Origin of the sequence: Rhodococcus sp. 4CII (genome assembly GCF_014256275.1) — a bacterium.
GTDB classification, from domain to species: Bacteria; Actinomycetota; Actinomycetes; order Mycobacteriales; family Mycobacteriaceae; genus Rhodococcus_F; species Rhodococcus_F wratislaviensis_A.
Map to the genome: position 1 here is coordinate 7,374,531 of NZ_JACCFE010000002.1, position 11,811 is coordinate 7,386,341.

The window sequence follows — 11,811 nt, forward strand, 5'->3', positions numbered from 1 at the left end:
GGTATCCGGTTCATCCTGTGCCGCCACGGTCCTTGTCCGGCCCGCTCACCACGCGCCGCGGTGCGGCGACGGACACCCGAGCCGGGTGTGTCTCGACCCTCCTGCCGATGAGCCTACGCGTCGGAAATACCAGGTGGACAGGAGTTCGAACCGAGCGAACCCGCACCCCTACGCCTTCACGGAAGAGCCGTGATCAGTGTGTCCACCTCGACGCGGGGTCCGGTGAAGAACGGCACCTCCTCGCGGACGTGCAGCCGGGCCTCTCGTAGTCGCCGAGCGCGAATGCGGGCATGGTGTTGGCGCGCACGTCCTTGTAGGTGCGGGCCGCCATGCCGTGGTCGGCGAGCATCTTGCGGCGCTCGTCGTCGGGCAGCAGGTACCACTCGTAGGAGCGGACGAACGGGTACACGCAGATGTAGTTGCCCGGGTCCTCACCTGCCAGGAACGCCGGGATGTGGCTCTTGTTGAATTCGGCGGGGCGGTGGCACGCGACGTTGCTCCACACGGGCTTGCTCGCGCGCCCCAGGGCGGTGGTGCGACGGAAGTCCGCGTACGTGGCCTGGAGGGCTTCGATGCTCGCCGAGTGCGTCCAGATCATGAAGTCGGCGTCGGCGCGCAATCCGGCGACGTCGTAGAGCCCGCGAACGACGACACCCTTCTCGGCTCGGCCTTCGAAGAAGATCCGCGCCTCCTTGATGACGGCTTCCCGGTCGTCCCCGAGAACCCCGGGTTCCACCTGGAACACCGAGAACATGAGGTAGCGGATTTCAGAGTTCACTTCGTCGACGTCGAGGCGCGAGAGAAGCGCATGGACTGCGGCCTGGGGGAGGGGGCACTGCCGTTGTCGATCGCGACCCGGCAGCGCACGGGTATGGTCATGAGACTCGTTTCTTCGTGGGAGCAGGAGATCGATCAGCTCGCTACGGACAGCATGGCGATCATGCGCAGGGCTGTCACCGGATGGGTCAGCAGGCCCTGCACGACCAATTTGTGCGTTGCGATGTCGCGGAGTACTCCCAGCCCGCGCCGGGTGAAGAAGCCGACAGGCAGCAGCCCGCCTGCTTTCATTTCCAGTTGGGAGACGTCGAGGATCTGTCCCACCGTCGCCCACACGACGACGGCGGGGTTGTTCACGAAGTCGTTGCAGACGGTGGCGTGGTCGTCCCGAAAGATGATGGTCGCGGCGGCGTTGGTGTCCGTGCTGAACACCGCGACCGGCCGGGTGAAGGTGCGGGCCAGGGCGAGTCGTTCGGGATGATTGTGAAGATTCTGCTCGAGCAGGGTCGCCAGGATGTTCGCGACGCCATTCGCGTCGTCACCGTCGTAGAGGGACAGGGTGTATGTGGTGGGGTGAACCGTTGTCATCGTGGGCCTTCCAAGGCGCTTGCGAAGAAGGGGTGCCCGCGCAGGTCGATGGAGCGCCGTCGACCTGCGCGGGCTGAGGTGGTGGTGTCAGACTGCCCATTCGGTCGGTACCCGACCCCAGGACCGCAGGAAGTTGTTGAGGGCTCCGGCGTTCTCGATCGCTGCCGTCATCGGTCCCTTGACGAACTCGAGTTCGCCTGCCATGAGCAGTTTTCCGCCTTCTTCGACTCCGTCGGCGGCCCGCTGCCACGATTCGAGGCCACCGTTGAGGACGATCCACAGGTCGTCCTCGTCGAATTTGCGGGGAGTCCACGAGATGATCTCACCCTGGTTCCATTCGATGTGCACGGTGAGGTCTTCGCGGCCGACGACCGCGAGTTCCATCTTGTTGGTGAACGACGCCGGGTCCTTGAATCCGCGGTAGACCGCCTCGTTGGCGTTGACGACCTCACGTGCGGCCTCACACCATTCCGGGGAAAAGAACTTCAACTTGTCAGTCATGGACGAGATCTCCTTCGAATGGTCCTGGGTTGTGCGGTTGTGGAATCTGTGTCGGTTGGGGCGGTGCCGTGTCCACCCGGCCATGGACACGGCACCTCTTTGTGCCCACCGAACTGCCACCTGCACCCTGTCCGAGATACCGTCAGGGCTTCGCTTGCCCCTGCGAACGCGAAGAGGTGTCGCGGCAAACCGGTCGGTGATGGTGCGGTGACGCCACCATGATTCGGTGGGAGTTTCTACTGGGGGTAGTGGTTTCGACCTTGGTGATCAGACGCCTTGCAGGGTCCGTTCGCGGGGGGTGAGGCGACCTTCGGTGGGCGGCGAAGCCGGTATGCCGATCCCGCCGAGCACGATCAGGGCTACCCCGGGAATGATGAGCCACCAGGTGAGGGTTGTCGTGGGTTGTGTTGCGGTGGGGATGCTGGCTGCCTGCTGGAAGCTCTCGACGTTGCGCTCCATGCCCGCCACGAGGGCCTGGAAGCGCGGGAGGATGTCGTTGAGCTGGCCCATGCCGGCCGCGACATCGGGGAAGTTCTGGCCCATGAAACTCTGGAACTGGGTGGGATCCATCTTCAGCGCTTCGGCGAGCGCGGGGGCGGTCTCGGCCTGCAGTTGGTCGGACATCTTCTGGATGACGTCCATGTCCGAGCGCACGGCGGCGACGCCTTCTTCGGTGAAGATCGGACCGAACGCCGCAGTGAGGTCGTCAACGGCCTTAGTTTTGACCGGTACCGACAGGATCAGCGGCGCGACGACGAAGACCAGTCCGATGACGATGCTGACCAGCAGGGCGATCCGCGACATTCCGCTCCGGGTGCGGTCCCGTCCGAGGACCAGCGCGGCACCGGCGAGGACGAACAGGACTGCACCGGGGACCAGGAAGAGGTAGGGCACGGTGGTGCTCGGCAGGAAGCCGGTCGGGATCTGGTCGGCGCTGCGGAAGTTCGGGGCTTGGGTCTCGAGCCCCGTCACGAGCCCCTGGAACTTCGGGAGGATGGTGTCGAGCTGTCCGATTCCGCTGGCCACGTCGGGGAAGTTTTCGCCCACGAAGCTCTGAAACTGCTCTGGGGGCATACCGAGCGCGTTCGGGAGCGCGGGAAGCGTTTCCGTTTGCAGCTGGTCGGACATCGCCTGCACGGTGTTCATGTCGGCCCGTGTCTGGGCGAGTGCGTCCGGTTCGAAATTCGCACGAAGATCACCGGTCAGGGTGTCCACGCTCTGCGCCTTGCTGAGCATTCCCGTCACGAGCGGGAAGAGGAACAGTACTGCGCCTATCACTGCCACACTGGACAGTGCGATGGTTCTTCTCGCCGGCATTCCCGGCCTCCTTGGGGTTGTGGAAATTCGGTGAACACCGGAGATCCGGCGTCGACTGGGGGCGTGTTACGAGCGCGGGGTGTCTTCGCCGCACGCCTCAACTGGGGTGGGTCGACACCGCCGCGCTCGCGCCGTGCGGCACACACGTCTTCATCCGGGTCCGTCGTCGCATCCCCTCCGAGATTTGGCGGACCCTACTGCAGGGTGGGTGCGCCAGAGCGGCACGGCGACAGGGCAACCCACCGACGGGAACGGGAAATTTGCGCTTTAAGCCAGGTCAGCTGACGACGGCGGCGAAGTGCACGATCTGGACACCACCGGTCGCGAAATTGGGTAGGTCGGCGACGGCCTCGGCGCCCTCGGGGGAGGACAGTGCCTCCGCCATCGCTTCGGCGGAGTCGAAATCCGCCTCGAAGACGGCGATGAACGGTGACTCACCCTCAGCGGCGGCAAGGTTGACGCTGTGGCGGCTCGCGCGCACCCCCGGCAGCTTGTGAGCGATGGAGAGGTGGGTGTTCTGGTAGTACTCCCGGAACTGATCCGGATCGGTGGGCTGGCCATAGAGAACCATGAGGGTGTGCATCGGTGGGTCCTTCCGGGTTATACGTTCGTGCGGTTCAGGGTTCGACCGAATCGAGGACGAAACTGCAGGTGGCATGGACGGTGCCGTTCCGGCCCGGCACCATGTCGAGGACGAGCTCGGGTTCGATCCTCCGGTCGACGGAGGCATCGGAGGCTGCGGGCCCCGACCGCGCCGTCCTCCGGAATGCGGTAAGGCGAGGGAACTATGGTTTCGACCTCGAAGCAACCGTGGTCGTCGGCGACCACGACACCGCGGAGATTGCCTGCCGGAACGCCGGGCGTGAAGCCCGAGTAATGGCCGCTGGCATCGGTCTGCCACATATCGAGGTTCGCGTAGGCGATCGGTGACCCGTCTGTCTCCGACACTCGTACGGTCAGGATCAGCGGTGTCCCGGCCTCGTCGTCGCGCATCGGCAGCGTGCACGGCGACGGCAGATGCGGCTGTCCGGGAAGGTAGTAGGGTCCTTCGGTGCTGGCCGGGCTGGCGCCGCGGTCTGGATGGGCGCGATCGACGAGGGTGCGTTCGACGAACATGTCCAGAAGCAGCGGCCACTCTCCGTTGTCGCCGACCGAGATTAGCCAGGACTCGAGGGAACGGAATTCGGCAGCAGTGACATTGTGGCGGCGGAGGACATCGGCGATCGCGTCGGCCGCGGCCCGGGCGAGTGCCGAGATACGTGCCGGTGAGGAACTCGCACCCAATATTCGGTGGGTGCGCTCTCGGATCAGGTGGTTCGCAGTGTGACCCGGGGTGGTCGAGGTGGTGGTGTGAGCAGTCATTCTCAGCTCTCGCTGACAGCGGCGGCGGGGAGGGGCGGTGGTGCCGCGCAGGAGGTGCGATCCACGCGGCACCACCTGCCGCCGTGTCACTCTCTGTTTCGGAAGTGAGACTGGGTCGGTGGGAAGTGGAAAACTAGGGGCGGTCCGCGGGGAGCGGGTTCTGACTCGGGTCCCATTCGACGCGGACGTGGTCGGGGCCGCGGAACGAGGTGTTCGGTGAATACGTCCATTCCTGGTCCTCCACCAGGCGCAGGTGCGGCAGGCGCTTTGTGGTCTCCTCCAGCATCACCCGCATTTCCATGCGGGCCAAGCCCTGACCGAGGCACAGGTGCACGCCCCACCCGAAGGCGAGGTGCTCGTCGGCGTTCTCGCGGGTGATGTCGAACCTCTCCCCGTCCTCGAACTTCGCGTCGTCGTGGTTGGCGGATCCGGTCAGCATCATCACCCGCGACCCGGTCGGAAGGTCATAGCCACCGAGCCGGACCGGCCGCGTCGTGATCCGTCGCCACGTCGGCACGGAGGACTGGTAGCGCAGGATCTCGTGGACCGCGCCGGGGATCAGCGTCGGATCTTCGCAGATCGCTTCCCACTGAGACCGGTTCTCTAGCAGCGACTTGAATCCGCTCGCCGCGGCGTTGGTCGTCGTCTCGTGCGAGGCATAGAGGTGGCTCTGCATGATCGAGGCGAGGTAGGTCTTGTCCCACACCTCGTCGTTGCCGTCCTTCTGCCAAGCCTTGATGACATTGGACATGTAGTCCTCACCCGGATTCTCGGCCAGCTTGTCGACGTGTTCACGCGCGTACTGAAGGTAGGCGGCATAGTCGCCGGCAAGAGCAACCTGCTGCTCATCGGTGGGCCGTCCCCACAGCCAGAGCGCGAACCGGGCCGCGTATCCGCGGACGCGCTCGACCTCGGCCTCCGGCACACCCATCAGGATGAATGCCGTCAGCGCCGGCACCGAGAACGTCATGTCGCCGACTATGTCGGCGCGGCCGTTCTTGACGATCGCGTCCAAGCAATGGGAGACGAACCGGCGGGTGTAGGGCTCGAGTTCGGCTACCTTGTTGTCATTGAGGCCCTTGCGGAAAACCCTGCGCCGCTTCGGGTGCAGTGGTGCGTCCTCGTCGACGAGCATCGTCGACGGGACGAAGTTGGCCTCGGCCAGCACATCCATCGCCGCGGGGCACGGCGGGGTGATCATGACACCCGCCTCGCTCGCGCTGTAGGACTCGGTGTCCTTGAAGATCTCGATGATGTCCTCGTAGCGGCTGACGATCCAGTAGTCGATCTCGGGGCTGTAGAAGACCGGTTCCTGTTCCCGGACGGCCTTGAAGACGGGGTACGGGTCCTGCTGGTAGTCCTCGTCGAACGGGTTGAACTCGGCGGCGAAGTGGCTGACCGGGCACTTGCCGGAGACGATGTCTTCGGCAATCGGTGCCGGAGTGGTTTCGGTCATGTCGATCCTCCTGGACGTTGGGTAGCGGCAGATCGGGCTGAGCGCCGCATGATGTCGGTAATGGTCGGGATGGCTACATGTCGAGGACGATTCGCGGTGAGCGGGCCCGCGAGCAGCAGATCATCATCACCTCGTTCTCCGCCTTCTCGTCGTCGTCGAGCACCGCGTCGCGGTGGTCGACCTCGCCCTCGAGCACGGTTGTCTCGCAGGAGCCGCACACTCCCTCGCCGCAACTGTTCGCAGCCTTGATTCCGCACTCGAGCAGGGCGTCCAGAATTGTCTGGTCGGGCCCGACGGTGAGGGTTTTCCCGGTCCGGGACAGCTCCACCTCGAAAACGGTCTCCACGCTCGGATCGAGCTCGACGGCGGTGCCGGAGAAGTGCTCGACGTGCAGCTGTGCGGACACCCCCAGATCGGCGCACCGCGCGGTGAGCGCGTCCAGAAGCCGTTCGGGGCCGCAGCTGTAGATGTGCACGTTCGGATCGAGGTCGTCGCCGATCAGGGCGTCGAGGTTCAAGCGAGTGCCCTCGTCCGAGACACACATCTGCACGTTGTCGTCGTCGGAGAGTTGCTCGAAGAACGCCATCTTCGGCCGTGAACGTCCGGCGTACACCAAGCGGTAGGCGATGCCCTTCTCCGCAGCGGCCGCCATCATCGGTAGCAGAGGCGTGATGCCGATCCCGGCGGCAACGAATAGATATTCCTGCGCCGGTTTCAGTGGGAAGTTATTGCGCGGCAGGGACGCAGTGAGCGTGGCCCCCTTCGTCACCTCGTCGTGGATGTGTTGTGACCCTCCGCGGCTGTTCGGATCGCGAAGGACGGCGACCTCGTAGCGGGAACTGTCGCCGGGCGCGTTGTGCAGCGAGTACTGCCGCACCATGCCGTTCGCCAAGTGCAGATCGATGTGGGCGCCGGCTTCCCAGGTGGGGAGGGTACTTCCGGTGCCGTCGATCAAGCTCAGCGTGAGCACGCCGTCGCACTCCTTGCGGACTTCGTCCACCACCAGTTTGAGCGCGGTGGACGGATCAGTGTGGTCGGGGGACATAACAGCCTCCATGGGGCGGGGAAGCGGGGCGATCATCGGGCGATGAGGACACGGTGGTCGGTCGGATCGCGAGACCGCGTGCCGAAGGCATGCGGACCGAGTGCGATCTCACAAACAAAACTATGGTGTGGCCGAGCTCATAGCTATCCGGGACGCGTCGCACGCTATCCACTTCTCGACACGTCGTGCCGGCGGTGAATTTCGGGTGCGGTATGTTGCGAAATGCTCTGCGGGGCAAATGGGTTCGCTGGATATTCGTGAAACGGTGATTGCGTGAACCCCTGAAGGGCCGTTCCGCGCGGCACGCCGGCGGGACGATTTCTTGACAAATGTTTAGTGATTGGGCTCACAATGGCGTCTACGATCGTGCGTCCACCGTGGAGGTTGCCCAGGGAAGGGCGCAAGACAGTGAGAGGTTTGAACACCCCGATGGGCACACACAGCACTACCCGATTCGCCGACTGGCACGAAGTCCAGGATGCGGTTGCTGCAGCGTACTTTCCGCACGAGATGAGGCCGCTGACGACCGGAGCCGCGTGCCGATCGGCCGTGCAGGCAGCGACGATCGGGTCATGCCGGATCACCAGCATGAGGCTCGGCGCCGCGGTCTCCGTCGCGACCGAGCACCCGGGCGCCTACGGTGTCAACATTCCGGTGTCGGGACGGCTCGACTCGGTCATCGGGAGAGCCGAGATCGCGTCGCTGCCCGGCCAGGCGACCATCTGCCCGCCGGACACCCGGACTGTCATTCCGCGCTGGAGTCCGTCGTGTCGCCTCATCGGGTTCAAGGTCGACACGGACTACCTGCAGCGCGAAATGGATCGAGTGCTGGGGCGCCCGGGGAAGCTGCCGATGCAGATCGATCTGCGGACCGACCGGGGGGCGAGCTGGTTCAAGTTCGTCCAAACCGTCTTCCATCAGGTCACTGACGACGCCGGTGTGTGGAGTAACAGCGTCGTGCTGACTCAACTCGCGGGTACGCTCACCGCCGCGTTCGTCCTCGCGGCCATACCGGACGACGAGGACGGTCACCGCGGCGTTCGTCCCCGCATCGTCAAAAGGGTCGTCGACGCAATTCATGCCGATTCGGCCCACACGTGGACACCGGGTGAGATGGCCGAGGTGGCGGGAGTCAGTGTCCGCCGACTGCAACAAGGGTTCCGGGCGTGCATGAACCAGACGCCATTCGAATATTTGTTCGAAGTTCGTCTGGAGCGGGCGCACGCGGAGCTCATGGCGGCCGGCCCCCCGGCCACGGTCGCTGATATCGCGTTTCGGTGTGGAATCACCCACACCAGCAGATTCGCCGCGGCCTATCGCGACCGGTTCGGCAGCACCCCTTCGGAGACCTTGAGGCGCTGAGGGCGGCTGCAGTCGCGCCCCGGGTTCGTCCGCGTGTGAGAGCCGCCGAGGCCCAATGTCCGGTGCGATGCTTTTGTTGGCATAAAATGTGATGTGAGTCATACTCTGCGCACTTGATGGAAGCGCGCCGCAATGCCGGAAAGGTGAACAAACTCCGTGCCTGACCACTGGAGGGGGCCCGAGCAAACCGTGCCGGCCGCGACGCGACACGGCGCCCCGCCGTGCACCTCGATCAATCTGCACAGCGAAGACGTCGAAGAAGCAGTTGCAGGCGTCGGCGAGGTCTTCCATCCGCACGAACTCACGCGGGTCGGCGCAGCCGGCGGGTTTCACGCCGACCTGAAGGCGGTGGTCGCGGGATCCATGGTCACGGGGCAGTTGCGCTACAACAACAACACCGACCTCTACTGTCCGTCCATCGACGGCTATCACGTGAACATACCGATGTCCGGCCGACTGCTCTCGGAATCGGTGGGCGAGCAGACCACGGTCGAGCAGGGCAACGCCGTCGTCTATTCCACGGGCGCCGATGCCCGGATCCTCACCCCGCGAACCAGCCAGCTGCACGTCTTCGCGATGAAACTCGATCGCTCGACAATGCAAATCGCGATTCAGGACCTGCTCGACCGACCTGTCTCGCAGCCGGTGCAACTCCACGGCGGCGTGGACCTCACGACCGTCAATGGGCACGCGTGGCGCCGGCTCGTACTCGATACCTACCGCAGTCAGATCGAAGGGACGTTCATGGCAAACCCCCTTCTCGCGGCGCCGTTGACCTATTCGATCGCGGTGGGTTTGCTCAATCTCACCGGACACCAGTACGCCGACGAACTGTCGAGGCCGGCATTGCGTTCCGCCCCCGCTCCGATCAACGAGGCCGTCGAGTTCATCAACGCTCACACAGCCATGCCGTTGTCTCCTGAACTGGTTGCCCGAAAAGTAGGTTTGGGCGTCCGCGCGCTGCAGCGGGGGTTTCGCGACCACCTGGACACCACGCCGATCGAGTTCATTCGTAACGCCAGGATGAAGAGAGCGCACGAAGACCTGATGCACGCCGATGCGGAGGTCGACACCGTGTCCGGTATTGCAAGTCGCTGGGGCTTCTACCATTACGGCCGATTTTCACACGAGTATCGACGCATCTACGGTGTGAGCCCGTCCCAGACCCTGCGCTCCTGACATCCACCAAGGCCGTTCGGAAAAGCGAGTACGCCCGAAAGGGCCGAACTTCCAGATCACGTCGATGTTGGCCGCCGACGGCATTTACAGCGACAGTCCCATCATGCTCTCACGCCGAAAGTCTTGTGTCGCAATACGTACAGCGTGTGTCGCGCCGTGGATAGTGATGCAGATCCGCTGCGCGTAGATTTGCAGACAACTCGCAGGATCTCGCTCCCCGAGCGCTAGCCGACGCGGTGCGGGATCCGATCCTTCCTCCGAGTCAGCCGACCCGGTACCAGTCGCAGCACACACTATTCGACCGAGTAGCAAGCAGGTCATCCGATGAATCCACCCTTGGCGCCCAGCCCATCGTTGGTCCCGGCAGATCACGGCACCCCACCTCACGGTACCCAACCGAACTGGATGCAACAGTGCCGCAATGACTGCGAACAACTCGAGCGGCTCAAAGTCCTGACCTCAGACGAGTGCTGGGTGATCGACTTCGCGATACGGTGGGCCCCTTTCGGCGGATCCGGGCCGGGCGAATTGATGGTCAACCACGGCGTCACCCGGGATCGATTCATCGACCTGCTGCAAACAGCACTGGCACCGAAGCCGTCGGACGTGTCCCGGATCAGGGCACAAAAGCGCAGGCTGAGTACCGCACTCGTTGACGCGTGGAGACCAGGGCGGCGCGAGGGTGGACTCGGCCCGCCTGGCCGTCAGCCCGCCGCAACAGGGCGGACGCGCTCAGTCCGGTAACAGTCCGGGACTACCGACGTCCGGCCCCACAGAGGCGCTGGGTGCGGTGCGGTGAGCTCGCACCGCGAACACATGAAGAGCAGGCTATGCACCGGCACCCTTTCGCTGCCCGAGGGCGTACGACCCGAGAGGCACGCGATGAGTCGCGCACCCGCTCTGGTTGTCGGCCGTCCACCCCACGGGCAGCGCCGGGCATTGGGGCTTGCAGGCTGGCCGCTGCGCTGGAAGATGACGGTCGTGCTGACCGTGCCGCTCCTGGTCGCGGCCGGACTCGGTTTCCTGCGCGTACAAGCGAGTCTCGCCGCGGCGGCGGACTTCACCGCGGTCGCCGAACGGGCGCAGATCCTTCCCCTGTTCGTCGAGTTGGACGGGGACGCGGCCGTGGTGATGGGAACGTAGGCGCTCCGGACCATCACTGATCCGATGATCGCCAACCTCGACGCATCGATAGCGGACCTCGAATATGCCAATCCCGCTGCCATACTCGACGACGACACGGCCTCCCACGTTGCGACCGCCCTCTCCGGTGCCCGTGCCTTGAGCGCACAAGCCAAGCAGGGCCCAGCATCGACCGCGGCACTCACCGCGCAGCTCGCGTCCATCAGATCCGCCTTGTCGAGCGCGGTGACCGCGATCACCGCTCCGATCGCCGACCCCGACGTGGTCCTCGAGACCGTGCGCCTCGAGGATTTGTGGGCGGCCCAGAAGCTGATCTCGGCGGAGGGCCTGTCCGTGGTCGCATCGTCGGCCATTCTCACCGGCGAATCCGATGCGCCCCTCGACGCCGAGAGCGTCAATCTTCTGGCCCACCTGCGCACCGAATCTGCGCTGCTCGACCTGGTCGAACAACGATCTCCGCCCGGTGACTCCACCATGGCGACGCTCCGCCAAGGCGTGATCGACCGCACCGCATTGGTGCCGGATATCACGCGCCGCGAGAACGCCGACCAAGCGCTGACCGATCTCAAGAACTCCTTGATCGCGAGTGTTGGAGAGTGCTCCGACGCCATTGCTTCGGCGTCCGCCGATTTGACGGACGCGGTGGCGGCCAAGTCGGCCGAACTGCGGGCGCACGCGTGGCGTGACACGGCGGTCGTCACGACGCTGCTGCTTGCCGCGATCATGCTCGCCGTGGTGGTGGCACGGTCGCTGCTGAAACCGCTGCGACGACTCCGCCGCGGCGTTCTCCGAGTGGCCCACGCAGACCTGCCGGACGCGGTCGGACGCCTCGAGTCCGGTGCGGACGCCTCCACCCTCGAGTTCGGCCCGATCGACGTGCACACCCATGAAGAGATCGGGCAACTCGCGCGCCATAGATGACATTCACAGCCAGGCCCTGCTGCTCGCCGGCGAACAGGCGCAGCTTCGGCCGCAGATGAACAATGTTTTCGAAACCCTCGCCCGGCGCAGCAGGTCGCTCATCGATCTGCAACTGGAGATGATCGAACAACTCGAGTTCGAAGAGCGTGACCCCGAGCGC

11 protein-coding genes and 1 pseudogene are annotated in these 11,811 nt (G+C 64.8%); 4 read left to right on the plus strand and 8 right to left on the minus strand.

Going from position 1 to position 11,811, the window contains the following annotated elements; genetic code table 11:
• Positions 1-176: 176 nt before the first annotated feature.
• The 8 genes and pseudogenes from hemQ to H0B43_RS34690 form a co-directional block, all read right to left on the minus strand.
• Positions 177-754: pseudogene (gene hemQ, locus H0B43_RS34655) on the minus strand (hydrogen peroxide-dependent heme synthase).
• A gap of 158 nt (positions 755-912) precedes the next feature.
• Complete coding sequence (locus tag H0B43_RS34660; protein ID WP_185723839.1) at positions 913-1,365, minus strand: hypothetical protein; 453 nt, start codon at positions 1,363-1,365, stop codon at positions 913-915.
• An 87-nt stretch (positions 1,366-1,452) separates the two neighbouring features.
• Positions 1,453-1,866: a hypothetical protein gene (locus H0B43_RS34665; protein ID WP_185723838.1), complete on the minus strand. Its 414-nt coding sequence runs from the start codon at positions 1,864-1,866 to the stop codon at positions 1,453-1,455.
• A gap of 267 nt (positions 1,867-2,133) precedes the next feature.
• Entirely contained in the window at positions 2,134-3,183 is a 1,050-nt protein-coding gene (locus tag H0B43_RS34670) for a hypothetical protein (RefSeq protein WP_185723837.1), read from the minus strand.
• Positions 3,184-3,460: 277 nt separating this feature from the next.
• Positions 3,461-3,766, minus strand: a complete 306-nt coding sequence (locus H0B43_RS34675) for an EthD family reductase (protein ID WP_185723836.1) — start codon at positions 3,764-3,766, stop codon at positions 3,461-3,463.
• 17 nt (positions 3,767-3,783) lie between these two features.
• On the minus strand, positions 3,784-4,545 hold the full coding sequence (locus H0B43_RS34680) for a dioxygenase (RefSeq protein ID WP_252189650.1): 762 nt from the start codon (positions 4,543-4,545) through the stop codon (positions 3,784-3,786).
• 133 nt (positions 4,546-4,678) lie between these two features.
• On the minus strand, positions 4,679-6,001 hold the full coding sequence (locus tag H0B43_RS34685) for a cytochrome P450 (protein ID WP_185723835.1): 1,323 nt from the start codon (positions 5,999-6,001) through the stop codon (positions 4,679-4,681).
• 73 nt (positions 6,002-6,074) lie between these two features.
• Positions 6,075-7,046 carry a PDR/VanB family oxidoreductase gene (locus H0B43_RS34690; protein WP_185723834.1) on the minus strand — a complete coding sequence of 324 codons (972 nt, stop codon included), beginning with the start codon at positions 7,044-7,046 and terminating at the stop codon, positions 6,075-6,077.
• Between the two features lie 429 nt (positions 7,047-7,475).
• On the opposite strand from H0B43_RS34690, the gene H0B43_RS34695 reads away from it, so the two are divergent.
• The 4 genes from H0B43_RS34695 (at position 7,476) to H0B43_RS34710 (ending at position 11,651) form a co-directional block, all read left to right on the plus strand.
• On the plus strand, positions 7,476-8,408 hold the full coding sequence (locus tag H0B43_RS34695; protein WP_185723833.1) for an AraC family transcriptional regulator: 933 nt from the start codon (positions 7,476-7,478) through the stop codon (positions 8,406-8,408).
• Positions 8,409-8,564: 156 nt separating this feature from the next.
• On the plus strand, positions 8,565-9,587 hold the full coding sequence (locus tag H0B43_RS34700; protein ID WP_185723832.1) for an AraC family transcriptional regulator: 1,023 nt from the start codon (positions 8,565-8,567) through the stop codon (positions 9,585-9,587).
• A gap of 882 nt (positions 9,588-10,469) precedes the next feature.
• Entirely contained in the window at positions 10,470-10,730 is a 261-nt protein-coding gene (locus tag H0B43_RS34705) for a hypothetical protein (RefSeq protein ID WP_185730151.1), read from the plus strand.
• Between the two features lie 24 nt (positions 10,731-10,754).
• Positions 10,755-11,651, plus strand: a complete 897-nt coding sequence (locus H0B43_RS34710; RefSeq protein ID WP_185730150.1) for a hypothetical protein — start codon at positions 10,755-10,757, stop codon at positions 11,649-11,651.
• Positions 11,652-11,811 lie beyond the last annotated feature (160 nt).